The sequence below is a fragment of the Modestobacter marinus genome (genome assembly GCF_011758655.1).
Classification (GTDB): Bacteria; Actinomycetota; Actinomycetes; order Mycobacteriales; family Geodermatophilaceae; genus Modestobacter; species Modestobacter marinus.
Map to the genome: position 1 here is coordinate 1,362,729 of NZ_JAAMPA010000001.1, position 25,121 is coordinate 1,387,849.

Annotated in this window: 22 protein-coding genes; 11 read left to right on the forward strand and 11 right to left on the reverse strand. The window is 73.9% G+C overall.

The window, feature by feature from the left end; all coding sequences use genetic code 11:
* Positions 1-92 precede the first annotated feature (92 nt).
* The 6 genes from trxA to FB380_RS06475 all read right to left on the reverse strand — a co-directional run bounded on the left by trxA (position 93) and on the right by FB380_RS06475 (position 8,089).
* Complete coding sequence (gene trxA / locus FB380_RS06450) at positions 93-422, reverse strand: thioredoxin (protein WP_014743508.1); 330 nt, start codon at positions 420-422, stop codon at positions 93-95.
* Between the two features lie 41 nt (positions 423-463).
* Positions 464-1,480, reverse strand: coding sequence for a thioredoxin-disulfide reductase (gene trxB, locus FB380_RS06455; RefSeq protein WP_229681759.1), 1,017 nt, complete (start codon positions 1,478-1,480; stop codon positions 464-466).
* A gap of 64 nt (positions 1,481-1,544) precedes the next feature.
* Positions 1,545-3,170 carry a protein kinase family protein gene (locus tag FB380_RS06460; protein ID WP_166754356.1) on the reverse strand — a complete coding sequence of 542 codons (1,626 nt, stop codon included), beginning with the start codon at positions 3,168-3,170 and terminating at the stop codon, positions 1,545-1,547.
* Between the two features lie 70 nt (positions 3,171-3,240).
* Complete coding sequence (gene murJ / locus FB380_RS06465) at positions 3,241-5,037, reverse strand: murein biosynthesis integral membrane protein MurJ (protein WP_229681760.1); 1,797 nt, start codon at positions 5,035-5,037, stop codon at positions 3,241-3,243.
* Positions 5,038-5,309: 272 nt separating this feature from the next.
* Positions 5,310-7,616, reverse strand: a complete 2,307-nt coding sequence (locus tag FB380_RS06470; RefSeq protein ID WP_166754358.1) for a DUF6049 family protein — start codon at positions 7,614-7,616, stop codon at positions 5,310-5,312.
* The gene (locus FB380_RS06475) at positions 7,613-8,089 is read right to left on the reverse strand and encodes an NUDIX hydrolase (RefSeq protein WP_036333049.1); all 477 of its coding nucleotides are present in this window, start codon (positions 8,087-8,089) and stop codon (positions 7,613-7,615) included. Before FB380_RS06475 ends, FB380_RS06470 begins: the two co-directional genes overlap by 4 nt.
* Positions 8,090-8,131: 42 nt before the next feature.
* Here FB380_RS06475 and FB380_RS06480 point away from each other — a divergent pair, with 42 nt between their 5' ends.
* A complete protein-coding gene (locus tag FB380_RS06480) occupies positions 8,132-9,634 on the forward strand; it encodes a CCA tRNA nucleotidyltransferase (protein ID WP_229681761.1) in 1,503 nt (500 codons plus the stop codon).
* A gap of 16 nt (positions 9,635-9,650) precedes the next feature.
* Here the strand turns inward: FB380_RS06480 and FB380_RS06485 are convergent, their stop codons facing one another.
* Positions 9,651-10,973 (reverse strand): MFS transporter, encoded by a 1,323-nt coding sequence (locus FB380_RS06485; RefSeq protein ID WP_166754359.1) that lies wholly within the window; start codon positions 10,971-10,973, stop codon positions 9,651-9,653.
* Between the two features lie 108 nt (positions 10,974-11,081).
* Here FB380_RS06485 and FB380_RS06490 point away from each other — a divergent pair, with 108 nt between their 5' ends.
* Entirely contained in the window at positions 11,082-11,753 is a 672-nt protein-coding gene (locus FB380_RS06490; RefSeq protein WP_166754360.1) for a YqgE/AlgH family protein, read from the forward strand.
* Positions 11,754-11,895: 142 nt separating this feature from the next.
* Here the strand turns inward: FB380_RS06490 and FB380_RS06495 are convergent, their stop codons facing one another.
* The 3 genes from FB380_RS06495 to FB380_RS06505 form a co-directional block, all read right to left on the reverse strand.
* Positions 11,896-12,660: a hypothetical protein gene (locus FB380_RS06495; RefSeq protein ID WP_166754361.1), complete on the reverse strand. Its 765-nt coding sequence runs from the start codon at positions 12,658-12,660 to the stop codon at positions 11,896-11,898.
* Positions 12,661-12,746: 86 nt separating this feature from the next.
* Positions 12,747-13,826, reverse strand: a complete 1,080-nt coding sequence (locus FB380_RS06500) for an inositol-3-phosphate synthase (protein ID WP_166754362.1) — start codon at positions 13,824-13,826, stop codon at positions 12,747-12,749.
* 95 nt (positions 13,827-13,921) lie between these two features.
* Positions 13,922-14,521 (reverse strand): PadR family transcriptional regulator, encoded by a 600-nt coding sequence (locus tag FB380_RS06505; RefSeq protein ID WP_166754363.1) that lies wholly within the window; start codon positions 14,519-14,521, stop codon positions 13,922-13,924.
* A 590-nt stretch (positions 14,522-15,111) separates the two neighbouring features.
* Between FB380_RS06505 and FB380_RS06510 the strand changes: the two genes are divergently transcribed.
* The gene (locus FB380_RS06510; protein WP_229681762.1) at positions 15,112-17,370 is read left to right on the forward strand and encodes a transglycosylase domain-containing protein; all 2,259 of its coding nucleotides are present in this window, start codon (positions 15,112-15,114) and stop codon (positions 17,368-17,370) included.
* Between the two features lie 25 nt (positions 17,371-17,395).
* Positions 17,396-18,922, forward strand: coding sequence for a glycosyltransferase family 87 protein (locus FB380_RS06515; protein ID WP_229681763.1), 1,527 nt, complete (start codon positions 17,396-17,398; stop codon positions 18,920-18,922).
* On the opposite strand, the gene FB380_RS06520 is transcribed toward FB380_RS06515, so the two are convergent.
* Positions 18,877-19,692 carry a deoxyribonuclease IV gene (locus tag FB380_RS06520; RefSeq protein WP_229681764.1) on the reverse strand — a complete coding sequence of 272 codons (816 nt, stop codon included), beginning with the start codon at positions 19,690-19,692 and terminating at the stop codon, positions 18,877-18,879. The two genes, FB380_RS06515 and FB380_RS06520, sit on opposite strands and share 46 nt — an antisense overlap.
* Positions 19,693-19,863: 171 nt before the next feature.
* On the opposite strand from FB380_RS06520, the gene rpsF reads away from it, so the two are divergent.
* The 7 genes from rpsF (at position 19,864) to FB380_RS06555 (ending at position 25,117) form a co-directional block, all read left to right on the forward strand.
* Entirely contained in the window at positions 19,864-20,151 is a 288-nt protein-coding gene (gene rpsF / locus FB380_RS06525; protein ID WP_166754365.1) for a 30S ribosomal protein S6, read from the forward strand.
* A gap of 2 nt (positions 20,152-20,153) precedes the next feature.
* Positions 20,154-20,654 (forward strand): single-stranded DNA-binding protein, encoded by a 501-nt coding sequence (locus tag FB380_RS06530; RefSeq protein WP_166754366.1) that lies wholly within the window; start codon positions 20,154-20,156, stop codon positions 20,652-20,654.
* A 29-nt stretch (positions 20,655-20,683) separates the two neighbouring features.
* Entirely contained in the window at positions 20,684-20,920 is a 237-nt protein-coding gene (rpsR, locus tag FB380_RS06535; RefSeq protein WP_036333041.1) for a 30S ribosomal protein S18, read from the forward strand.
* 11 nt (positions 20,921-20,931) lie between these two features.
* On the forward strand, positions 20,932-21,378 hold the full coding sequence (gene rplI, locus FB380_RS06540) for a 50S ribosomal protein L9 (RefSeq protein WP_166754367.1): 447 nt from the start codon (positions 20,932-20,934) through the stop codon (positions 21,376-21,378).
* 589 nt (positions 21,379-21,967) lie between these two features.
* Positions 21,968-23,338 carry a replicative DNA helicase gene (gene dnaB, locus FB380_RS06545; protein WP_166754368.1) on the forward strand — a complete coding sequence of 457 codons (1,371 nt, stop codon included), beginning with the start codon at positions 21,968-21,970 and terminating at the stop codon, positions 23,336-23,338.
* A 103-nt stretch (positions 23,339-23,441) separates the two neighbouring features.
* A complete protein-coding gene (locus tag FB380_RS24105; RefSeq protein ID WP_188959484.1) occupies positions 23,442-24,080 on the forward strand; it encodes a hypothetical protein in 639 nt (212 codons plus the stop codon).
* Between the two features lie 152 nt (positions 24,081-24,232).
* Positions 24,233-25,117: a GmrSD restriction endonuclease domain-containing protein gene (locus FB380_RS06555; protein WP_166754369.1), complete on the forward strand. Its 885-nt coding sequence runs from the start codon at positions 24,233-24,235 to the stop codon at positions 25,115-25,117.
* The last annotated feature ends 4 nt before the right edge of the window (positions 25,118-25,121 follow it).

The following is a 25,121-nucleotide window of genomic DNA, read 5'->3' on the forward strand; positions in this document are numbered from 1 at the left end:
CGGTCCGGGGGGACGGGCGGGCCTCACCATGCGATCCGCGTCTCAGCGCAGCGGCTGCGACGTCCCGTCGGCCGGTGGCCGGCCCGACGGGATCAGAGGTAGTCGGACAGGTCCGACAGGATGGCGCCCTTGGGCTTGGCGCCGATGATGCTCTTGACCGGCTTGCCGCCCTGGAACACGGTCATGGTCGGGATCGACATGACCTGGTAGTCGCGGGCGATCTGCGGGTTCTCGTCGATGTTGAGCTTCGCGATCGTGAGCTTGTCGGCGTGCTCGGCCGCGATCTCCTCCAGCACGGGGGCGACCATCTTGCACGGCCCGCACCACTCGGCCCAGAAGTCGACCAGCACGGGCTTGTCGCTGCCCAGGACGTCACTGGCGAAGCTGGCGTCGGTGACGGTCACGGTGTTCTTGCCTGCCATGGTGCTGCTCCTTGCTCTGAGGGGACTGTGCAGTCTGTGGTTCAGCGCTCGTCGAAGGTCTCGGCGAGCCAGCGCTCGGCGTCGATGGCCGCGGCGGCGCCGGTGCCGGCCGAGGTGATCGCCTGCCGGTAGATGTGGTCGACGACGTCGCCGCAGGCGAACACGCCGTCGATGGAGGTGCGGGTGGTCGGGTGGTCGACGACCACGTACCCCTCGTCGTCCAGCTTCAACTGCCCGACGAAGAGCTCGGTGCGCGGGTCGTGGCCGATGGCCACGAACAGGCCGCTGACCGGCATCTTCTCGGTCGACCCGGTCGCGACGTCGGTCAGCTCGACGGCCTCCACCGTGCTGTCGCCGTGCACGTCGGTGACCTGCTTGCCCAGCGCCCAGCGGATCTTGGCGTTGTCCTGCGCGCGCTTCTGCATGATCTTCGACGCGCGGAGCTCCTCGCGGCGGTGCACCACGGTCACCGACTTGGCGAAGCGGGTGAGGAAGGTGGCCTCCTCCATCGCCGAGTCGCCGCCGCCGACGACCACGATGTCCTGGTCGCGGAAGAAGAAGCCGTCGCAGGTGGCGCAGGCGGAGACGCCGCGGCCGAGGAGCCGCTGCTCGTTGTCCAGCCCGAGGTAGCGGTACTTGGAGCCGGTGGCGACGATCACCGCGTGGGCGCGGTGCACCTCATCGCCGACCTTGACGATCTTCGGGTCGACGGTGAGGTCGACCTCGCTGACGTCCCGGGCGACCAGCTCGGCGCCGAAGCGCTCGGCCTGGGTGCGCATGTCGTCCATGAGCTGGGGGCCCTGGATGCCCTCGGGGAAGCCGGGGAAGTTCTCGACCTCGGTGGTCGTCATCAGCGCACCGCCGAACTGCGACCCCTCGAACACCAGGGGGTGCAGGTTCGCGCGGGCGGCGTACGTGGCAGCGGTGTACCCGGCGGGGCCGGACCCGATGATGATCAGGTCGCGGATCCCGTCGTGCTCCGCCGGGGGGATGGCGGGCGGGCCGTCGGTCGAGACCGCGGGACCGGGCGTCGGCTGGTTCGTCGTCACGGGGCGCACAACGGCCAGCCTAGGACGCGCATTCCCGGCGGACCGGTGCCGTCCCTCCCCCCGGGGGGCGTCCTCAGCCGGCAGGGAGGACGGCCACCTCGGCCAGGTCGCCGCTGTAGCCCTCGTCGACGGGGACCAGGGAGGTCAGCCACACCAGCACGTAGCGGCTGGTCGCCGGCTCGGCGAAGGACAGCAGGTCCTCGCCGGTCAGCTCCGCGGAGGCGGCGACGTCGAAGGACTCCAGACCGGCCTCCGGTGACCCCCCGGTGCGCACCTCGACGGTCTCCCCGGGCCGGGTCGTCCGCAGGGAGACACCGCTCACCGCCTGCTCGCTGCCCAGGTCGTACAGGACGCCGACCCCGGGCTTCAGGTTGCCGAAGTCGGGCGTGCCCCGGTAGTTCAGCGTCGACCACGCCGTGCCCGGGTCGCCGTCGAAGGTCAGCGGGACGTCGCCGTCGTTCTCGGGTTCGCCGTCGCCGAACGGGTCGAAGACCGTGGCGCCGGTGATCGGCAGCGGTGCACCGGCGGCCGGCGGGGCCGGTGCGGCGGGGTCGGGGGCGGGATCGGCGGAGACGCTCGTGTCGGGGGTCAGCCGGGTCGGGCCGCTCTCGACGCTGCCGGCCACCGAGAGCACGTTCGTGCCGAACCACCAGCCGATGACCACGACCAGCGCCAGCGCCAGCACCGGCAGACCGATCACGGCCAGCCGCCGCCGGGCCGACGGCTCCGGCTCGCGCTCGACGACGCCGTCGTCGTCGTCCTCGGCCACGAAGGTCTCGCCGAGGACGAGGTCGTCCTCGGCGTCGTCCCGGTACCCCGTGGACCCGGCGGACAGCGGGCGGGACGGCGCCGCTCCGGGGACCGGCGGCAGGGTGCTGCGCACCAGCCGGACCGGCTGGTCCTCGTCGCCGTCGTCCTCGACGTCGGTCAGGTCGCGCCGGTCCCGCAGCCGGCGCACCCAGCCGCTGTCGGTGATCCCGTCGGGCCGGGCGCTCTCCTGCGGGCCGGTACGCGGACGCTCGACGAGCAGCGAGACCATCGTGGTCACGCTCGACAGCCCGGTGGCCGGGTCGCTGGAGCGTGCCCGCCGCACCAGGGCGGCGAGGTCGGGTGAGGAGATCTCGGCGGGCTGGCTGCCGGGCAGGCCGGTCAGGCACAGCTCCAGCAGCGCCCCGAGCGCGGTGATGTCGCCCTTCTCGGTGCCGCTGGCCGCCGGCACCGACAGCAGGCCGACCAGGCCGCCCGGACGCAGCACGACGTGCTCGGGCGTGAGGCCGCCGACGGCGAGGCCCACCCGGTGGGCCTCCGCGACCCCCTCGGCCAGCCGGCGGACCACCGCGCGCGCCTCGCGCTCGGACAGCGGGCCCTCGGCGGCCAGCCGGTCGGAGAGCCGGATGCCCTCGATCCACTCGTTGACGACGTAGGCGGCCCCACCGGGCTCGCTGCGTCCGGTGCCCTCGGCGGCGTCGTAGACCATCGCCAGCGCGGGGGTGGCCAGCCCGCCGGCGGTCAGTGCGCGGTTGATCCACTCGCGCGCGGCCGGGCCGCCGGGGGTGTGCACCCGCAGCGCCACGTCGCGGTTGAGCACCCGGTCACGGGCGCGCCAGGAACGGATGACGCCGGTGGGCGTCTCCTCGTCGGGCGCCACCTGGTCCAGCGGGCGGTAGCGATCGGGCAGGCCGGTTGTCGTCGACGTCACGGACGCTGCCGACCCCCTGCTCACTCACCGCCGGGGACGGCGCCCCCGGTTCCGGTCGCTCGGCCGCCGGTCACCGTGAGCGCCCGAGACGAGCCCGGACCCCGGCCAGTGCGCCCCGGAGCTCCGGGACACCAGCCACCACGGCACCCGCGACGACCGCGCTGCCGATGACCACGGTACCGAGGAGCACCGTCCCGAGCGAGCCCGGTACCGACGTGCCCAGCGACCGGCCCGCGAGCGACACGGCGGCCCAGCCGAGGGCCCCGGCGACCGCCGAGACCGCCCCCATCCGGAGCACGGTCGTGCCCGCCTCGGCGCTGGCCCGCACCCCGAGCTTGCGGTCCAGGGCGATGGCGCCCACGACCCAGCCGGCCACGTAGGTGGCGCTCGTGGCGATCATCAACCCGGCCACGACGTGCTCCGGCTCGACCAGCACCGGCACCAGCAGCAGCAACGGCACCCGGACGGCGACCATCGCCACCTGGATGAGCGTGGGGGTGCGGGCGTCCTTCATGGCGTAGAACACCCGCAGCTGGAGCAGGGTCACCGCCATCGGCAGCAGGCCGAAGGCGCCCAGCGCAAGTGCGACCCCCACCCCGCGGGCGTCGCTGACGTCGGCGTTGCCGCGGGCGAAGGCCACGATGCCCACGGCCGGGCCCAGGACGACCAGCAGGGCGGTCACCGGCAGCAGGCCGGTCGCCGACAGGCGGGTGCCCAGCGAGAGGTCGGCGACGACGCCGTCCATGTCGTGCCGGGCGGCCGCCCGGCTCATCCGGGGCAGGAGGGCGGTGAGCAGCGCGACGCCGATGATCCCGTAGGGCATCTGGAAGAGCAGGCTGGCGTTGCTGAACGCCAGGGGGCCCAGGCCGCCGGCGTCGGCGGCCTCGTTGGCCACGTTGATGGCGACGACGACGCCGATCTGGCTGACCAGCACGTAGCCGATCACCCAGAGCCCGAGCGTCCCGACCTCGCCCAGACCCGTGCCGCGCAGCTCCCACCGGGGGCGCAGCGGCACCCCGTTGCGACCGAGCAGCGGCAGCAGCACGAGCGCCTGGACGGCGATGCCCAGGGTGGTGCCGATGCCCAGCAGCCACACCTGGAAGGGGGTGATGGTGAGCGGGGTCAGGTCCCCCGGCCCGGCCGCGAGGAGGAACAACGCACCGGTGGCGATGACCACGACGTTGTTCAGCACCGGCGCCCAGGCCGGCGGCCCGAATACCTGCCGGGCGTTGAGCACCGCCGTGGCCAGCGCCCCGACCCCGTAGAACACGATCTCGACCAGCAGGATCCGGGCCAGCCAGTTGGCCAGCTCCACCTGGGCGGGGTCCTCCCGGATGTTCATCAGCCAGGTCAGCGCCGGGGCGGCGAGCACGGCCACGACGGTGAGCGCGGCGAGGCCGACGGTGGCCAGGGTGAGCAGCCGCTGGGTGTACCGCACACCGCCGTCGGCGTCCCGCTCCTGGGCGCTGACCAGCAGCGGGACGACGACCGAGGTCAGCACCCCGCCGAGCAGCAGCTCGTAGACGATGTTGGGCAGCGTGTTGGCGACGGAGTAGGCGTCGCCGACCAGGCCGAAGCCCAGCGCCGCGGTGAGCACCACGGTGCGCAGGAAGCCGGTGAGCCGGGAGACCAGGCTGGCCACGGCCATCGTCCCGGCCGCGCGCAGGATGCCGCCGCTGCCACCGGAGCGCCCCTGGCGGGACCCGGCGTCCTCCGGCTCGTCCTCGAGGTAGCGGGGCACCGCCGGGATGACCGGGATGAGCTGGGTGTCGTCCGGGCCGGGCACGAAGCGCCGCGGCCGCGCCGGCGGGGGCACCGGGGGCAGGGCGGCACGCCGGCGGGCGGCGTCGGCCGGGCGGTCCCCCACCGGCCGTGCCGCCGGGTAGCCCGCCGGTGGCGGGGGCAGGGGGCGTGGGGACCGCGGGGGGACCGGCGGTGCCAGGGCATCGGGCCGGTTGCCGACCACCGGGGCCGGGACCGGGGCGGGTGGCGTGGCCGCCGAACCGGGCTGCGCACCCGCACCGGCACCGGCACCCGGCTGGGCTCCCCGGTACGGCGGTGGGGGCAGCGGTGCGGGGGTCCGCGGCCTGGCCTCGGAGGAGCCGGCGCGCTGGTCCTCCGAGCCGGCCGGCGGGCCGCTCACACCGGGCTCCGGGCCGGCGGCAGGCCGGCCGCCTGGTCCGCCGTCGGCGCCGGCTCACCCCGCCGGCGGCGCAGCACGAAGCGCACCGCCCGGCGGAGGAACAGCAGGGCCAGCAGCGCGGCGGCACCGAGGGTGATGGCCAGGGTGATCGGGCCGTAGGCGGTGCTCCGCACCTGCAGCTGCACCGGCTCGCCCAGGGGGCCACCGGCGGGGGTGGTCAGCTGGGCGTCGACGGCGAATCCGCCGGACTGCTGGACGTCGGCCGGCACCTCGATCGTGGTCAGCGACTCCGGCGCGAGCGTCTGCACGCCGATGTCCTCGGTGGTGAGCCCGACGTTGCGGCGGCTCTGCAGGTCCAGCCGGACGTCGACGGCGAACGGCAGGTCGTTGCGCACGGTGAGCACCAGCGGGGCGTCACTGGAGGCCAGGGTGTAGGTGCCGTCCGCCGGGGAGACCAGGGTGACGTGCTCCCGGAGCCCCGCGACGGTGTCCCGGAGGTCGGTGACCACGCCCTGGAACACCTCCGGCTCGCCCCGCAGCTGCGCGGACGCCGCCCGGGCGATCGCCGCGTCGTACCCGGCGAGCGCCTCGTCGGCGTCCCCGACCACGGCGGCGGCGAAGTCGTCGCGCACCCGCGAGGTCTCCACGATCCCGGCCATCGTCGCGGACGGCAGCCGGACGTCCGGGTCGGTGCCGGTCAGCTCGCCGACGTCGGCGGTCGGGCCGTCGACGAGCGCGGCGACCGGCACCGGCGCCAGCCACGACTGGGTCAGGGTGTCGGTCATCATCGCGGCCACGGTGCCGGGGTCGGGGTCGACCCAGCGGGGCGGGGCGACCAGGACGCTCTGCGGCGTGCCGGCCCCCTGCTGGGCGTGCAGCGCGGCGAGCTCGGCCAGGTAGCGCTGCTCGACCAGCCGACCGGCCTCCGGCTGCAGGGAGGCGGTCGCGACGGCCTCGGCCAGTCCCCCGTCGGCCACGAGCGCGGTGACCGGCCCGCCGGCGGTCTCCAGCTCACCCCGGGCGGTGGCCGGGTCGCCGTCGTCCCCCACCGCCCGGCTGCCGTCGGTCAGGCCGTCCTCGGCCAGCACCACGGTGCCGACCCCGCCGCTGACCAGGGTGTCCAGGGTGGCCTCGTCGACGGTGCCCCCGGCCGGCCAGGCCAGGTCGGTGCGCGGCTCCACCCCGAGCACCCGCTCGACGATCGCCGTCCCGGCGCCGGTGTCATTGGACGAGCCGGCCGCGGACGCCGGGACGAGGGCGCCGTCGGCGGTGCCGGGCTGGCGGGCGGTGCCGTCGCCGGGCAGGGCGCGCAGGAGGGCGGCGGACTCACCGGCCGCCACGAGCGCGTCGGCGTCGAGGTCGGCGTACGGGAGGGCCACCACGTCGTGGTCGGCGGCCAGCCGGCGCAGCCGCTCGAGCAGCTGCGCGGCGTCGGCGGTGCCCCGGCCCTCCTCGCCGTCCACCAGGTAGGGGCCGGCGGCCATGGCCGCCAGCTCCTCGAGCAGTGCTGGGTCGACGGCGAGGGTGACCGGCACGGCCGGTCGGGTCTCCTCCGGCGTCGCCCCGGGGGTGCGCGGCAGCTGCTCGACGGTGTCCACGACCCGGTCCAGGCGGCCACCGTCGGCCACCTGGGCGGCGAGCGCGTCGTCGGTGAAGGCACCGGTGGCGTCCCGGTGCGGCCGGTCGGTGACCGGCCAGAGCCAGGCCACCCCGGTCCGGGTGTCCGGGGCCGCCGGCGCCACCACGAGGTACGTCGACAGCTCGGCGGCCCGCTCGGTGACCCCGTCGGAGCGGGTGCCGTTGACGTTGACCAGGAGCGGGTACACCCCGTCGGCGGTGAGCTGCAGCGCGTCGGCCGGGGTCGCGTAGGTGAACGTCACCGTCTCCCCCGGCTCGAGCTCGTCCGGGGACACCTCGAGGAAGGGCGTGGTCGCCGCGGTGTGGTCACCGGGTCGGTCGCGGTCGGCGGCGAGCCGGCTGCGCGAGGTGAGCACCTCGCCCCGCTGCAGCCGCACCTCCAGGTCCTCGTAGGTCTCGGTGCCGTCGTTGCGCAGGGTGGCGGTCACCTCGACCGCGGCGCCGGGGGTGACGGTGCGCGGCTCCAGCCGGTCCAGGGTCAGCTCCAGCGGCCGGTCGGCCGAGGAGCCGGTCGCCCGGTCGGGGGTGGCCGAGTCGCCGGGCGCGGCCGGGTCGCCCGGGGCCGCGGCGGCGGCCGGGGCGCCCACCAGCCCGCTCACCACGGCCACGAGGGCGGCGAGCAGCACCTGCCGGCCGCCGGCGCGGCCGGCGGCCCGCCGGGTCACGCGCTGTCGGCCAGCAGGCCGGGCGCGCGCTCGACCAGCGCACGCTCGTCGGCGTAGGCCAGGCGCCCACCGAGCTCGGTCAGGGGCACCCAGGCGACCTCGGTCACCTCGACGTCGGCGTCGGACAGGGCGCCGCCGGTGGCCCGGAGCAGGAAGTGGTGGACCGTCTTGTGCACGCGACGGCCGTCGGCGACGAACCAGAAGTCGATGATGCCCAGCGGGGCGACGACCTGGCCGATGATGCCGGTCTCCTCGGCGACCTCGCGGACGGCGGTGTCCTCCGGCGTCTCGCCCTGCTCGATGTGCCCCTTGGGCAGCGACCAGAGCAGGCGGCCGCGGCGGTCGGTGCGGCCGATCAGGGCGGCGCGCGGCCCGGTGACCTCGTCGTCTGCGACCACCAGCCCGCCCGCCGAGGTCTCGTCGACCCGGCGCAGCCGGCGGCCGGGGCGCTGCCGCCCGCCCGTCCCCGCCATGTCAGCAGGGTAGCGCGCGACACGGCACTACCCTCGACCGTCGTGTCAACCGAGCCGTCGCGTCGCGCCCCCTCCGGCCCGACCCCACCCTCCCCGCCCGTCCCCGCGGCGGTGCAGCAGACGGTGCGCGAGCTCGTCGAGGTCTCCCCCGTGCTGGTCGCCCTCGGCGAGCGGTTCTCCGCCGCCGGCCACGAGGTGCACCTCGTGGGTGGCTCCGTCCGCGACGCGCTCCTGGCCGCCGGGACGGACCGGCCGCTGCCCACCGGGGACCTGGACCTGACCACCGACGCCCGACCCGAGCAGACCCTCGAGGTGCTCCGGGGCTGGGCCAGTTCCACGTGGAACACCGGCATCGCCTTCGGCACCGTCGGCGCCGAGGTGCGCGGCGAGCGGGTGGAGATCACCACGTTCCGCGCCGACCGCTACGACCGGGAGTCCCGCAACCCGGAGGTCGCCTGGGGCACCTCGCTGGCCGAGGACCTGGCCCGGCGCGACTTCACCGTCAACGCGATGGCGGTCTCGCTGGGCCCCGACCGCACGGTCACCGACCCCTTCGGTGGGCTGGGCGACCTGCTGGCGCGGCGGCTGCGCACCCCCGGCCGGGCGGTGGACTCCTTCGCCGACGACCCGCTGCGGATGCTGCGCGCCGTCCGCTTCGTCGCCCAGCTGCAGCTCGTCCCGGACCCCGAGGTCGTCGAGGCGATGACGTCGCTGGCCACCGAGCTGGGCCGGATCACCCCGGAGCGGGTGCAGCACGAGTTCTCCCGCACGTTGCTCAACGACTCCCCCAGCGAGGCGCTGGACCTGTTCGTCTCCACCGGGCTGGCCGACGTCGTCCTCCCGGAGCTGTCGGCGCTGCGGATGGAGATCGACGAGCACCACCAGCACAAGGACGTCTACGTCCACTCGCTGACCGTGCTGGACCAGGCGATCGCGCTGGAGCAGGCCGACCCGGAGGCGCCGTCGCCGGACCTGGTGCTGCGACTGGCGGCGCTGCTGCACGACGTCGGCAAGCCGGCCACCCGCCGGCACGAGCCGCGCGGCCGGGTCTCCTTCCACCACCACGAGGTGGTCGGCGCCAAGCTGGTGCGCAAGCGGCTGCTGGCGCTGAAGTACCCCAAGGACGTCGTCGAGGCGGTCTCCCGGCTGACCTTCCTGCACCTGCGCTTCCACGGGTACGGCCGCGGGGAGTGGACCGACTCCGCCGTCCGCCGGTACGTCACCGACGCCGGTGACCTGCTGCCCCGGCTGCACAAGCTGGTCCGCTCCGACTGCACCACCCGCAACCGCAAGCGGGCGGCGGCCCTGTCGGCGACATACGACTCGCTGGAGCAGCGGATCAGCGAGCTGTCGGAGCGGGAGGACCTCGCCCGGGTGCGGCCGGACCTGGACGGGAACCGGATCATGGAGCTGCTGGAGATCCCGCCGGGCCGCGAGGTGGGCGAGGCCTGGCGGTTCCTCAAGGACCTGCGGCTGGAGCGGGGGCCGCTGGAGCCGGACGAGGCCGAGGCCGAGCTGCTCGCCTGGTGGCGCGCCCGCGGCTGAGGCCGGCCGGCACCCCTCAGGTCAGCGACACCCGCAGGGCGAGCGGGGCGTCGTCGGTGCGCCGGGCCTCGGCGCGGGCCCAGCGGGAGAACAGCACGGCGGTGACCAGGTAGCCGGCTGCGACCCCGACCAGCAGCGGCCAGCTCACCCCCGACGCCGGCATCAGGAACGCCCCGGCCAGCAACGCCACCACGAAGGTCACGTTGAACAGGGTGTCGTAGACGGAGAAGACCCGGCCGCGGAAGTCGTCGTCCACCGCCTCCTGCAGCGTGGTGTCGACACAGATCTTGATGCCCTGGGCGACGAACCCCAGGGTGAGGACGGCGGCCACGATCGACGGCGGCCGGAACATCCCGCCCAGCACCAGCTGGCCGGTGCCGCCGAGCACCAGCAGCCCGACGATCCAGGCCGCCTTGCCCCACCGGCGCACCGCCCACGGCGTCACCGCCGCCGCGAGCAGGGTGCCGGCCGCGCCGGCGGCGAGGACCTCGCCCAGCCCGGCCAGCCCGCCGCGGAAGAGCCCGGTCACGTCGGTGAAGGTGTTGCGGTACAGCAGCAGCGTCATCAGCGTCAGCAGGCCGTACATCAGCCGGTGCACCGCCATCACCGACAGGATGGCCGTCGCCGGCGGGTGCGCCAGCATGTGCCGGGCGCCGGCCACCATCCCGTGCAGCACGTCACGGGCGCTGACCGTGGCGGCCAGGGTCAGGTGGTCGGGGCCGAGGTGACCGCGCGGGAAGCGGGAGACGACCGCGGAGGCCACCAGGTAGGGCACCGCCGAGCCCAGGGCCAGGCCCGCGTACCCGCCGCTCCCGGAGCCGAACAGCGCCGTCGCGCCGATGGCGACCCCGCCGCCCAGCACGGCGGCCACCGCACCGGACGTCGTGGACAGCGCGTTCGCCGAGACCAGCGAGGGCGCGTCCGTGGTGTGCGGCAGCGCTGCGGAGAGCGCGGACAGGACGAAGCGGTTGACCGAGAAGACCAGCAGGCCGGCGACGTAGAACGCCGTCCCCTGGATCCCGGCCAGGACCAGGGCCGCGACCACCACGACGAGGACCGCGCGGACGACGTTGGCGACCAGCAGCACCTGCCGGCGGCTCCAGCGGTCCAGCCAGACGCCGGCGAACGGGCCGACCAGCGAGTACGGCAGCAGCAGGACGGCGAACCCGGCGGCGACGTCGATCGGGTCCGCCGCCTGCTGGGGGTTGAACAGCACGGTGCCGGCCAGGGCGGCCTGGAAGACGCCGTCGCCGAACTGCGAGGACAGCCGGGTGGCCAGCAACCGGCGGAAGTCACCGCGCAGCAGGAGGTGACGCACGGTCGTGGGCGCCTGCTGCATCCCAGCCACACTACGTCGCCCGCGGTCCACAGGCAGCCGACGGCGGGAGGTCAGGAGGCGGGCGGACGAGCCGCCCCTCCGGCCGGTCCCTGATGCACACTGGAGGCGATGAACCCGGTGCCGTCGTCACCCGATCCCGAGCGTCGCCCCACAGCCGGCCAGGCTGCGGGGCGGGGCAGGCGTACCGGCATCCCGGCGCTGTCGGTCGGCTCGCTGGACGACGTCCGGCCGGGTTGCCTGCTGGTCGCCATGCCGTCCCTGACCGACCCGACCTTCGCCGGCGCGGTCGTCTATGTCCTGGACCACTCCGACACCGGCACCATCGGCGTCGTGCTCGGGCGGCCCAGCGAGGTCCGGATCGGCGACGTCCTGCCGGGCTGGTCGGAGCTGGCCGTCGAACCGGGCGTCTTCCACGTGGGCGGGCCGTGCGAGGCCGACACCGCCCTGTGCCTGGCCACCCGTCGGGGCAGCGAGCCCCTGCCGGAGGACAGCGGCCTCCGCGAGGTCGCCGGGGCGGTCCACCTGGTCGACCTGGACAGCGACCCGGCCGAGCTGGAGGGCGAGATCGGCGGCCTGCGGGTGTTCGCCGGCTACGCCGGCTGGTCGGCGGGGCAGCTGGCCGGTGAGGTCGCCGAGGGCGCCTGGGCCTGCGTCGCCGGCATCCCGGCTGACGTGCTGACCGGCGCCTCCGGGCCGGAGCTGTGGCGGTCGGTGCTGCGCCGCCAGTCCGGCCGGCTGGCGGTGCTCTCCACCGCCACGGCGGACCCCTCCGCGAACTGAGGCGGCACCGGGCCGGCGTGCCCGCGTGTCGACTCCCGGTGGCGGTCACGACCTGGTAGGAATGACCCCGCAGGAGGGGGCGACCTGGGGAAGAGGCCGCCCCCTCCTGCTCTGTCTCCAGCCCCTGTCCCCAGCCCGCCGGTCACAGGCCCAGGGCGGCGGCGATCTCCGGGTGCTCCGTGAGGCTCACCGTGTCGCTGTCGGCCGGGAGCGTGATGTCCCGCTCGCCGTGGTCGGCCAGGGTGATGGTGATGGGGACGTCCTGCAGCGTGGTCGCGTACTGCACCAGCAGCTGGCTGTCCGCGGCCACGGCGATCGTCGTCCCGGTGGGGTTCTGGAAGACCGAGGACAGCTCCCCGTTGATCGACCGGCTGCCCGCCCAGGTGTAGCCGGCGAAGGACGCCGGGTCGTCCGCCGTCGGTGCGGCGAGCTTGGGCACCATCTGGACCAGCACGTCCAGCAGCGAGGCGGTGCCGCCGGCCTGCGTGGTGGCGATCGGCCGGCGCACGTAGGTGGCGTCCGGGAGCCCGGCCTGCTCGAGCGCCTCGGTCAGCCCGGGGACGTCGCCCTGCCACAGGTCCTCGGCGGTGAAGAAGAGGGTGCGGGTGTCCTCGGGGCGCCCGTCGGCGTAGCTGGTGACCGCCTGCGCCCGACCGATCCCCTCGGCGAAGTCGATCTCGCCGGTGAGGGTGAGGACGGCGCCCTCGGCGTAGGGGGCGGTCACCTCGAAGTCGGCGCCGCCCTCCTCGTGGTCGGCCCGGAGGACCTGGCCGAGGACCTCGGCCTCCGCCGAGCTCACCGGGTCGCCGGGGACGCGCGGGGCGGTCTCGTCGTCCCCGCACCCGGCCAGCAGGGTCAGCGCCACCAGCAGGGACGGCACGAGCAGTGGCGGGCGACGCGGTGGCATGCCCCAACACTAGGAGCCGGTGCGGGCCCGGGATGCGGAACGGCCCGCACCCCGAGGGGGGTGCGGGCCGTCCGGTGCTGCTGAGTTCAGCGCTCGACGTCGCCGCGGATGAAGGCCTCGACGGCGTCCCGGGCCTCGCTGTCGCTGTACTGCTCCGGCGGGCTCTTCATGAAGTAGGACGACGCGGACAGGATCGGTCCGCCGATGCCCCGGTCCTTGGCGATCTTCGCGGCCCGGACGGCGTCGATGATGATGCCGGCCGAGTTCGGGGAGTCCCAGACCTCGAGCTTGTACTCCAGGTTCAGCGGGACGTCGCCGAACGCGCGGCCCTCCAGGCGGACGTAGGCCCACTTGCGGTCCGACAGCCACGGCACGTGGTCCGAGGGGCCGATGTGCACGTTGCCCTTGCCCATGTCCCGGTCGACCTGGCTGGTGACCGACTGGGTCTTGGAGATCTTCTTGGACTCCAGGCGCTCGCGCTCGAGCATGTTCTTGAAGTCCATGTTGCCGCCGACGTTGAGCTGCATCGTGCGGTCCAGCTGCACGCCGCGGTCCTCGAACAGCTTGGCCAGCACCCGGTGGGTGATGGTGGCGCCGACCTGGCTCTTGATGTCGTCACCGACGATCGGCACGCCCGCGGCGTTGAACTTGTCGGCCCACCTCTTGGTGCCGGCGATGAAGACCGGCAGCGCGTTGACGAAGGCGACGCCGGCGTCGATCGCGGCCTGGGCGTAGTGCTCGGCGGCCTGCTGGGAGCCGACCGGGAGGTAGCAGACCAGCACGTCGGCGCCGGACTCGCGGAGCGCCGCGACCATGTCCACCGGCTGCTCGTCGGACTCCTCGACGATCTCGCGGTAGTACTTGCCCAGCCCGTCGAGGGTGGTGCCGCGCTGCACGGTGACGCCCAGCGGCGGCACGTCGGCGATCTTGATGGTGTTGTTCTCGCTGGCGACGATCGCCTCGGAGAGGTCGCGGCCGACCTTCTTGGCGTCGACGTCGAACGCGGCGACGAACTGGACGTCGGAGACGTGGTAATCGCCGAACCGGACGTGCATGAGGCCGGGGACCGACGCGGTCTCGTCGGCGTCCCGGTAGTACTCGACGCCCTGGACGAGCGACGCGGCGCAGTTGCCGACGCCGACGATGGCGACCTTGACCGATGCCATGGACTGACTCCCTCCGACGGACCCGACCCGGGTCCGGACTGTGTGCGGTTCGTGCGGTGCAGTGGTTCCGGTGGTGCAGTTCAGGGGGGCGACGCTCAGCTGGTGGCGTCGTCCGGGGGGTTCCGGGCGGCCTCGGCTCGCGCGTTGTCGTCGCGCTCGCTGTCGATGAGCTCGGTGAGCCAGCGGACCTCGCGGTCGACGGAGTCCAGGCCGTGCCGCTGCAGCTCGAGGGTGTAGCGGTCGAGCTTCTCCTGGGTGCGGCGCAGCGAGTCCATGAGCCGGTCGCGCTGGCGCTCGACGGTGCGCCGGCGGCCCTCCAGGATGCGCAGCCGCACGTCGGCGGCGGTGTGCCGGAAGAAGGCGAGGTGGACGCCGAAGCGGCCCTCGTCGTCGTAGGCCTCGGGGCCGGTCTGGCTGACCAGGTCGGCGAAGCGCTCCTTGCCCTCGGCGGTGATCGCGTAGACGACCTTGCCGCGCCGGCCGGTGAGCGCGGGGGCGTCGGCGGGCAGCAGCGACCGCGGGGTCGGGTCGTCGCTGGCGATCAGGCCGGCGGCCTGCAGGCGCTTGAGGGCCGGGTAGAGCGAGCCGTAGGAGATCGACCGGAGCCCCCCGAGGACGGCGGCCAGCTCCTTGCGCAGCTCGTAACCGTGCATCGGCGACTGCTGCAGCAGCCCCAGGATGGCGAACTCGAGCACGGCGCCACCTCCTGGTCTGCCGGCGTTCACCGGATCGATGTATCGGCACGATACATCCGACCGCAGCACCGCACGCAAGTCGGACGACGAGGTCACCGGCGTCCCACCCGCCCCGTGTCGACCTGTGGAGGAGGTCGTGGACCGCTGGTCGGTGCGTACATTGGCGACGCGCCCGGACGTCGTCGTCCGGTGCTGGACCACGCGCTGGGTCGCCGGGACGTGCACCACGCGAGGACCGCCGCCCGGCGGCGTCCCGCCTCGGCCGGGCTGACGCGCTCCCAGCCGACGCACAGCTGAAGACGCCACCCTGGGGGCGCAGGCGCCGCGAGCACTCCGGCGCCTGAGCACCCTCCGACCTGCAGGAAGGGGCCCACCGCGTGCCTCCCCACGACGAGACCGCCCGCGTCACCCCCGGTGCCGGATCGGTCCGCCGTCCACCGCCGGCCCGGGCCCGCGCCGGCTCCGGGGGCAGTGGTGGCGCCGGTGTCCGCCGTCCACCGGCGGCCCGGGCCCGGACGACGGCGTCCCGTGACGGTGGTGCGCGCCCGGCGGCCCGGTCCGGTGGGGGCGGCGGCGGTGGACGTCCCCCGGTGAAGCCGCCGACGGGCGGCCGGCGGCCCGGGGGCAGCAGCCGGCCGCCCGGTGGCGGGAAGAAGAAGGGCGCGAAGCAGAGGCGCCGGCGCTGGCCGAAGGTGCTCGCCGGCGCCTTCCTGAGCATGCTGGTTCTGCTGGGCGTCTTCGTCGGTGTCGTCTACGCCACGACCGAGGTGCCCACGGCCGAGTCGGTGCAGAACGACCAGACGACGGTCGTCTACTACGCCGACGGCGTCACCGAGATGGCCCGGCTGGGCAACGAGAACCGGACGAACGTCACCCTCGACCAGGTCTCCGAGCCGGCCCAGAACGCCGTGCTCGCCGCGGAGAACCGGGCCTTCTACACCGACCCGGGCATCTCCTTCACCGGCATCGTCCGGGCGGCGTGGAACAACCTGACCGGTGGTTCCACCCAGGGTGGCTCCACCATCACCCAGCAGTACGTGAAGAACGCCTTCCTGACCTCCGACCAGACCTTCAGCCGGAAGTTCAAGGAGCTCTTCCTCGCGGTCAAGCTGGACAACGAGTACTCGAAGGAGCAGATCCTCGAGAACTACCTCAACACCATCTACTTCGGCCGCGGCGCCTACGGCATCGAGGCGGCGGCCACGACCTACTTCGGCGTCCCCGCCGCTCAGCTCACCCCCGAGCAGGGCGCGGTGCTCGCCGTCCTGATCCGCAACCCCAGCGCCAACGACCCGGAGACCAACCCGGAGGGTGCCCAGCAGCGCTGGGGCCTGGTGCTGGACGCGATGGTCGAGCAGGGCTGGCTGGATGCGGCGGCACGCGAGGCCGCGGTCTACCCGGCGGTGCTGCCCAACACCGGCAGCAGCTCCGGCATCCCGACCGGCCCCGAGGGGCTGATCGTGCGCCAGGTCCTCGACGAGCTGGAGCGCCAGCCGTTCAGCTACACCCGCGACGACATCTACTCCGCCGGTCTCCGGATCACCACCACCGTCGACAAGGCCAAGCAGGACGCCGCGGTCGCCGCCGTGGACGGCGTGATGGCCGGTGAGCCGGAGAACCTGCGGGAGGCGCTGGTCGCGGTCGACCCGGACACCGGGGGCGTGCTGGCCTACTACGGCAACGCGGCGAGCAGCAGCGAGGACCCGGAGGCCGACACCACCGACTACGCGCAGGCGCTCAAGCAGCCGGGCTCGTCGTTCAAGCCGTACACCCTCGCTGCCGCGCTGGAGAACGGGTACAGCGTCAACACCCGCCGCGACGGCAGCTCCCCGCAGGAGTTCCCCGACCGGCCCGGGCTGCCGGTGGTCAACTCCAGCAACGCGCAGTGCGGCAACTGCACGCTCAAGGAGGCGATGACCCGGTCGCTGAACACCACGTTCTACGGCCTGGCCTACGACGTCGGCCCCGAGGTGGTCGCCGAGACGGCGCGGGAGATCGCCGGCCTGCCGGCGACGTGGGACCCGAACCGGGACGACCCCACGGTGCCCGAGGACCTGACCGGGTACGAGACGCTCAGCATCCCGAAGACCGACACCACCGGTGGCTCGATCGGCATCGGGGAGTACCCGGTCCGGCCGATCCAGCAGGCCGCCGGCTTCGCCACCTTCGCCGCCGGCGGCGTGCACCACGCCACGCACTTCGTGGCCACGGTCGCCGACAGCGCCGGCACGGTGCTGGGCACCGGGACGACCGCCTCCACCCAGGCGGTCTCGGCCGAGGTCGCCAGCGACGTCACCTTCGCCCTGACCGACGTGGCCGAGAGCTCCAAGCTGCCGCTGGCCGGCGACCGGCCGGTCGCGGCGAAGACCGGGACCCAGGGCGCGAACCGGACCGACAACTCCGACGCCTGGATGGTGGGGTACACCCCGTCGATCTCCACCGCGGTGTGGGTGGGGTCGAAGGGCACCGAGGCCATCGTCAACGCCCGGGGCAACATCATCTACGGCTCGGGCCTGCCGGGGGAGATCTGGCAGGAGTTCATGGACACCGTGCTCGCCGGCACCCCCGAGGAGCCGCTCCCGACGAAGGCGCTGATCCAGGGCGACCCGGACCGGAGCATCCCGGAGCCGACCACGGAGGCCCCGGCCCCGACCCCGAGCGAGGAGCCGGCGCCGGTCACCACCCAGGCCCCGGCCCCCAGCCGGACGTCGAGCCCCGCCCCGGCCCCCGTCACCACGACGGCGCCGGAGGAGCCGACGGCGACGGTCACCCCGACGACGCCGGCCAACCCGGCCCCGACGACGCCGGCACCCACCGGGACGCCGGTCCCCACAGGGACGAACGGCTGACCGGGGCAGCAGGCAGACTGACCGCGTGAGTGCGACACCGACGGGCCCGTCCGTCCCGGCCGACCGGCTGGGGGGCGGGCCCGAGGTGTCCGTGCCGCCGGGGCCGGACCGCATCGTGCCGTCCTGGACCGACCCGGTGGCGGTGCAGGCCAGCGAGGCGGTGGGCGGCCCCTGGGGGCGGCACGCCGTCACCGGGCGGGCCCGCTTCTGGACCCCACTGCGGGTGTGCCTGCTGTTCACCGTGGTCGTGCTCGGCCTGGCCTGGGCCAAGCAGGCGCCGTGCGCCGCCGGCAACTGGACGGGCAGCAAGCAGTACACCCACTTCTGCTACACCGATGCCGTCGCGCTGTTCTTCACCCATGGGATCGACGACGGGCAGGTGCCCTACCTGGACTCCGCCGTCGAGTACCCGGTGCTCACCGGTGGGCTGATGCAGCTCGCCGCGGTGGTCGCGCGGGGCTGGGACGGGCTCGCGACGGGCCTGTCCACCGTCCCGGTGGAGAGCTTCTACGTCGTCACCTGCCTGCTGCTGTCGGCACTGGCGCTGCTGGTCACCCGCGGCGTCCTCGGCCTGGCCGGCCGCCGGCCCTGGGACGCCGCGATGGTCGCGCTGTCGCCGCTGCTGCTGGTGCACGCCTTCACCAACTGGGACCTGCTGGCCGTCGCCCTGACCACCCTCGGCATGTGGGCCTGGGCCCGCCGGCACCCGGTGCCGGCCGGCGTGCTGATCGGGCTGGGGATCGCGGCGAAGCTCTACCCGGTGATCGTCCTCGGCGTGCTCTTCGTGCTGTGCCTGCGCGCGGGCCGGCTGCGGGCGTGGCTGTCCACGATCGTGGCCGCCGGGCTGGCCTGGCTGGCGGTGAACCTGCCCGTCGCCCTCGCCGCGCCGGAGAACTGGGCCCGGTTCTTCACCTTCAGCGACGTCCGGCCGGCGAACCCGGAGAGCGTCTGGGCGATCGCCCTGGACCTGACCGGTGACCGGATCCTCGACGGCCCGCTCGCCGAGGGGCAGACGCCGTCGGTGCTCAACGCGACCGTCGCGGTGCTGCTGCTGCTGTCGGCCGCGGCCGTGGCCTGGCTGGCCCTGGCGGCCCCGCTGCGCCCGCGGCTGCCGCAGCTGGCGTTCCTGCTGGTCGCGGCGTTCCTGCTGCTCAACAAGGTGTGGAGCCCGCAGTTCTCGCTGTGGCTGCTGCCGCTGGCCGTGCTGGCCCGCCCGCGCTGGCGCTCGCTGCTGCTCTGGCAGGCGACCGAGGTGCTGGTCTGGATGATGACCATGCTCTATTACCTCGGCGCCGACTCCAACGGCGTGGGCGTCGAGTGGTTCTACCTCGCCGTGGTGGTCCGCGACGTCGCCGTCCTCGTCCTGATGGCGCTGGTCGTGCGGGAGGTGTGGTCACCGGACCGGGACCTGGTGCGACGCAGCTGGCCGGGCACCGACGACCCCGCCGGCGGCGTCCTCGACGGCGCCCCCGACCGGTGGGTGCTCCCGCGACCGGTGGGCCGGGCTCAGCCGGCGAGGGCCTCGCGCAGCAGGGCGACCTCCTCGGCGTGACCCGCGGAGTCACCGGGGGTCTCCAGGACGACGGGGGCGCCGGCGGCGCGGGCCACGCCCACCAGCAGCTCCAGCGGGATCTCCCCCGCGGTCAGCGGCGCGTGCCGGTCACGACCGGAGCCGGCGGGGTCCCGGCTGTTGTTCAGGTGCACCAGGTCGATCCGGCCGGTGACCGCCCGCACGTCGTCCACCACCCGGGCCAGGTCCCAGCCCGCGGCCCAGGCGTGGCAGGTGTCCAGCACGAAACCCGCGCCGAACTCCCCCACCGCCTCCCACAGCCGGGCGACGGCGCCGAGCTCACGGGCCATGGCGTTGTCCCCGCCGGCGGTGTTCTCGATGAGCACCGGGACGCCGAAGCCTCCCTCCTCGGCCTGCCGGGCGAAGGTCTTGCGCCAGTTGTCGACCCCGGCCGCCGGGTCGTCCTTGGCCAGCACGTGCCCGCCGTGCACGACCATGCCCCGGGCACCGATGGCGGCCGACGCCTGGGCGTGCTGGCCGAGCAGCTTGCGGCTGGGGATGCGGATCCGGTTGTTGGTCGAGGCGACGTTGAGCACGTAGGGGGCGTGCACGAAGACGGCGACGTCCGAGCCGAGCAGCGCCTCGGCGTCCGGGCGCGGCTTCGGGGCCTTCCAGCCCTGCGGGTCGGCCAGGAAGACCTGCACCGCGTCGGCGTCCAGCTCGGCGGCGCGGGCCAGCGGGCCGCCGTCGAGCAGCTCGTTCTCCTCGGCCAGGCCCGGTCCGACGTGCACGCCGATCAGCTGTTCGGTCACCCGGGGAGCGTAGAGCGACGGTCCGACGCACACGCCCTGCCGAGCCCGCTGGTAGCCTGTCCGGTGCGCGTCCTCTCCTGCTCCGCAGCAGGTCCGGGCGCGCGACGCGTGTACGACCCTCCTGCTGCAGACACTCTGCGGCCGCTGAGACCAGAGGAGGTGGGGTTCTCCGTGCGTCACTACGAACTGATGATCATCCTCGACCCTGAGCTCGAGGAGCGCACCATCGCTCCCAGCCTGGATCGTTTCCTGACCGTCGTCACCAACTCCGGTGGCACCGTCAAGACCGAGATCTGGGGCCGCCGCCGGCTGGCCTACGAGATCGACAAGAACGCCGAGGGCATCTACGCGATCGTCGACATCCAGGCCGAGCCGGCCGCCGTCGCCGAGCTGGACCGCCAGCTGAACCTCAACGAGTCCATCCTGCGCACCAAGCTGATGCGGCCCGAGGTCCACTGACCATGGCCGGCGAGACCGTCATCACCGTCATCGGGAACCTGACGGCCGACCCGGAGCTGCGGTTCACCCCGTCCGGCGCCGCCGTCGCCAACTTCACCGTCGCCTCGACTCCCCGCACCTTCGACCGCCAGTCGCAGGAGTGGAAGGACGGCGAGGCGCTGTTCCTCCGCTGCAACGTCTGGCGTCAGGCCGCGGAGAACGTCGCCGAGTCCCTCACCCGCGGTTCGCGGGTCATCGTGTCGGGGCGGCTCAAGCAGCGTTCCTTCGACACGAAGGAAGGCGAGAAGCGCACCGTCATCGAGCTGGAGGTCGACGAGATCGGCCCCTCCCTGCGGTACGCCACCGCCAAGGTCACCCGCGCTGCACGCAGCGACGGTGGCGGCGGCGGTGGGTTCGGCGGCGGCGGCAACAGCGGTGGCGGTGGCGGTGGTGGCTTCTCCGGTGGCGGAGCCAGCGACCCCTGGTCCACCCCGCCGGCGTCGTCCGACGAACCCCCTTTCTGATCTCCCCGTACTGAACTCTGGAGAACCCAGTGCCGAAGCCTCCCCCCCGCAAGATCAAGAAGAAGGTCTGCCAGTTCTGCAAGGACAAGGCGACCTACATCGACTACAAGGACACGACCCTGCTGCGGAAGTTCATCTCCGACCGCGGCAAGATCCGTGCCCGCCGCGTCAGCGGCAACTGCAGCCAGCACCAGCGTGACGTCGCCGTGGCCGTGAAGAACAGCCGCGAGATGGCACTGCTGCCCTACACCTCCACGGCGCGCTGATCATGAGCACCATGAAGCTGATCCTCACGCAGGAGGTCACCGGTCTCGGGTCCTCCGGCGACACCGTCGAGGTCAAGGGCGGGTACGCCCGCAACTACCTCCTGCCCCGCGGGCTGGCCATGCTGGCCACCCGGGGTGCCGAGAAGCAGGTCGACAGCCTGCGCCGGGCCCGGGCGGCCCGGGACGTGCGCTCCCTCGAGGAGGCCCAGGCAGTCGCCGGGCGCCTCTCCGGGCTGAACGTCACGCTGCCGGCCCGCTCCGGTGACGGCGGCCGCCTGTTCGGCCGCATCACCACCGCCGACGTCGCCGCCGCGGTGACCGCGTCCGGTGGCCCGGAGCTCGACCGGCGCCGGATCGAGCTGCCCAGCAGCATCAAGAGCCTCGGCACCCACACCGTCACGGTGCGGGTCCACCCCGAGGTCTCCGTGCCGGTGACCGTGGACGTCGTCGCCGGCTGACAACAGCACCGCCCACGCGAGGGGCGTCGGACTCCGGTCCGGCGCCCCTCGTGGCGTTCCCGGGGTCCGATGGGCGCCCTCCCGTGTCGACACGGCCGGGCCTCCGGGTGGACGGCGGGTGAACGACGCCCGCCGGCGCGTCGCGCGCACCCGGAGGCCGCCCGCATCCGGAGCGGTTGGTCCGCTCCCGCGCCGTTACCCGTGTGACCTGCGGGGATCCGGCGACACGCCCGGGCCTGCGGATTCGCCGGGAGTTGCCGGATTTCTCCTGTCCACACCCCGGGACAGGCTCCGGCGCAGGTGACGAGGGGGTGGCGGGGACACGACGTCCGTGGGTCCACCACGGTCTCCACACGGTGACCGTCCCTGTCCACCGACTTGTCCACAAGTTGTGCAGATCGGCGTGCACAGCGGTGTTGGACGTGCCCCCTCCCCGGTTCCTAACGTCACCCCAGCTACCGCCGGGCGCGAACTGTCGGCGCCCGGTGGTAGCTGTTGTCCGAACGGACGTTCGAACGGCAGTGGGAGCAGGGCGCGCCGCAGGAGACCTCCCGGTCTCGGTGGGCGGCGGGACGAGGAGGACATCAGCGTGGCGGTCGTCGACGACATCAGCAGGCCGAGGGCCACGGCTCCGGAGTACGACCGGCAGCCCCCTCAGGACGTCGCTGCGGAGCAGTCGGTGCTCGGCGGCATGCTGATGAGCAAGGACGCGATCGCCGACGTCGTGGAGGTCCTGGCGGGCCCCGACTTCTACCGGCCGGCACACCAGGTCGTCTTCGACGTCATCCTCGACCTGTACGGCCGCGGTGAGCCCGCCGACGCGATCACCGTCGCCGCGGAGCTGAACCGCACCGACCAGCTGTCGAAGATGGGCGGCGCGGTCTACCTGCACACGCTCATCGCCTCCACCCCGACCGCGGCGAACGCCGGCTACTACGCGGCGATCGTCGCCGAGCAGGCGGTGCTGCGACGCCTGGTCGAGGCCGGCACCCGGGTCGTGCAGCTGGGCTACGGCGCGGCCGGCGGGAAGGGCGACGTCGACGACATCGTCGACCGCGCCCAGCAGGAGATCTACGACGTCACCGAGAAGCGGATGAGCGAGGACTACTCCCGCCTCGCCGACGTCCTGCAGCCGACGATGGACGAGCTCGACGCGATCGCCTCCCGGGGCGGCACGGCGCGGGGTGTCCCCACCGGGATCCGTGACCTCGACGAGCTCACCAACGGCCTGCAGTCCGGCCAGATGGTGGTCATCGCGGCCCGACCTGGGGTGGGCAAGTCGACCTTGGGCTTGGACATCGCGCGGTCGGCCACGGTCAAGCACCACATGCCGGCGGCGATCTTCTCGCTCGAGATGAGCAAGCACGAGATCACCATGCGTCTGCTGTCGGCCGAGGCGAAGGTGCCGCTGCACCACATGCGCGCCGGCACGCTGTCCGACGAGGACTGGTCGAAGCTGGCCCGCCGGATGGGCGAGATCGCCGATGCCCCGCTCTACATCGACGACTCACCGAACATGACGATGATGGAGATCCGGGCGAAGGCGCGGCGGCTCAAGCAGCGCAACGACCTCAAGCTCATCGTCATCGACTACCTGCAGCTGATGACCTCGGGCAAGAAGGTGGAGAGCCGCCAGCAGGAGGTCTCGGAGTTCTCCCGTGCACTGAAGCTGCTGGCCAAGGAGCTCGAGCTGCCGGTGATCGCCATGTCGCAGCTGAACCGTGGCTCGGAGCAGCGTCAGGACAAGAAGCCGATGCTGTCCGACCTCCGTGAGTCCGGCTCGATCGAGCAGGACGCCGACATGGTGATGATGATCCACCGCGAGGACATGTACGAGAAGGAGTCCCCGCGGGCCGGCGAGGCCGACATCATGCTGGTCAAGCACCGCAACGGCCCCACCGCCAACGTCACCGTCGCCTTCCAGGGCCACTACTCACGCTTCGTGGACATGGCCAACTGATCGGCGTCCACCCGATCGGGGATACGAGACCCCAGCGACTCAACCATCGGTGCCCTGCTGCCGATGCTCCAGGAACGCTGCATCCACGACCTGGAGGTCCCCTGTGCTCTCGCTCCTGTCCGGCCTGTTCGCCAAGGCCCTCTCCGCCTCACTCGCTGGGAAGGTGGCGGTCGGCGCGACGGCGCTCGTCGTGGCCGGTGGCGGCGCTGCGGTGACCACCCAGGTGGTCACCGCGGCCGCCGAGCCGGTGGTCACCGAGGTCAGCACCGAGGAGCCGACCGCCGCTCCCGAGCCCACGGACGTGGCAGACGAGCCCTCGGACGCCCCCGAGCCGACCGCGGTCCCCGAGGAGACGGAGACCCCGGAGCCCACGGCCGACCCGACCACCGACCCGACGGCCGAGCCGACCACCGAGCCGACCCCCGAGCCGACCCCCGAGCCGACGCCGACCGAGGAGCCTACGGCCCCTGAGGTGCCGGCCGAGCCGTCGGCCCCGGCCAACCACGGGCAGGCCGTCTCATCGGTCGCCAGGTCCAGCTTCGCCACGGGCCGGGAGCACGGCCAGGCCGTCTCCTCCGCAGCGCGCAACAAGGCGAGCAAGGGCGAGCCTGCCCCTGCCCCCGCGCCCGCCCCCGAGGCGGACAGTGCCGACGTCGTCGAGGTGACCGGTACCGCTGACGCAACCGGCAACGGCAAGAGCAACGGCAACGGCGGCGGCAACGGTCGGGGTGGCCAGGGCTGATCCCCCGCCCGACCTGAGCCCGTTCCGGGCTCGGTCTCCCGCGCCGGGTGGCGACACGTCGCCCGGCGCGCCCGGCAGGTCCACGGATCACCGCGGCACGGGACCTACCGTCGGGGCTGACCGACTCCCGGGGGCTCCACGTGAAACACCGCATGACCGCGCTCGCTGCGCTGGCCCTGGTCGGCACCGCAGCCTGCGCGCCGGCCGGCGCACCACCGGCCACCCCGGGCGCGGACGCCGTCTCCGAAGCCGCCCAGCAGTCGACGTCCGGCGCCCCCACGGCTGGGCAGCCGGCCACCGACGTGCTGGCCACCCTGCCGGTCAAGGGCCGCGCGCCGAAGACCGGCTACGACCGGAACGAGTTCGGCGCCACCTGGGCCGACGTCGACCGCAACGGCTGCGACACCCGCAACGACGTGCTGGCCCGCGACCTCACCGGAGAGCAGTTCCGGCCCGGCACGCAGGACTGCGTGGTGGTCAGCGGCACGCTGGTCGACCCCTACACCGGCCAGACCATCGAGTTCCAGAAGGGCGACGCCAGCAGCGTCGACATCGACCACGTCGTCGCGCTGAGCAACGGCTGGCAGACCGGGGCCTTCGGCTGGGACGAGGACCGGCGCACCGCGTTCGCCAACGACCCGCTGAACCTGCTGGCCGTCGACTACGCCGCCAACCGGCAGAAGGGTGACGGCGACGCCGCGACCTGGCTGCCGGACGACCGCGGGTACCGCTGCGCCTACGTCGCCCGCCAGGTCGCGGTGAAGGCCGGCTACGGCCTGTGGGTCACCCAGGCCGAGCACGACGCCATCGCCCGCGTGCTCGACACCTGCCCCGGCGAGCCGGTCCCGTCACCGGCCGCACCCACTCCGGACGGTTCCGCGGAACCGCCCGCCGACGGTCCCGCGGAACCGCCGGCCGCCGACCCGTTCCCGAACTGCGAGGCGGCCCGCGCGGCCGGCGCCGCGCCGCTGCACCGCGGTGACCCGGGCTGGTCCGACCGGATGGACGGCGACGGGGACGGCACCGCCTGCGAGTGACCGG

Bases quoted from the DNA above. Each gene is read 5' to 3' on its own strand.
- trxA (WP_014743508.1), bottom strand. From the start codon at position 422: ATGGCAGGCAAGAACACCGTGACCGTCACCGACGCCAGCTTCGCCAGT.
- rplI (WP_166754367.1), top strand. From the start codon at position 20,932: ATGAAGCTGATCCTCACGCAGGAGGTCACCGGTCTCGGGTCCTCCGGC.
- FB380_RS06530 (WP_166754366.1), top strand. From the start codon at position 20,154: ATGGCCGGCGAGACCGTCATCACCGTCATCGGGAACCTGACGGCCGAC.
- FB380_RS06490 (WP_166754360.1), top strand. From the start codon at position 11,082: ATGAACCCGGTGCCGTCGTCACCCGATCCCGAGCGTCGCCCCACAGCC.
- FB380_RS06475 (WP_036333049.1), bottom strand. From the start codon at position 8,089: ATGGCGGGGACGGGCGGGCGGCAGCGCCCCGGCCGCCGGCTGCGCCGG.
- FB380_RS06500 (WP_166754362.1), bottom strand. From the start codon at position 13,826: ATGGCATCGGTCAAGGTCGCCATCGTCGGCGTCGGCAACTGCGCCGCG.
- FB380_RS06555 (WP_166754369.1), top strand. From the start codon at position 24,233: ATGACCGCGCTCGCTGCGCTGGCCCTGGTCGGCACCGCAGCCTGCGCG.
- FB380_RS06485 (WP_166754359.1), bottom strand. From the start codon at position 10,973: ATGCAGCAGGCGCCCACGACCGTGCGTCACCTCCTGCTGCGCGGTGAC.
- FB380_RS06495 (WP_166754361.1), bottom strand. From the start codon at position 12,660: ATGCCACCGCGTCGCCCGCCACTGCTCGTGCCGTCCCTGCTGGTGGCG.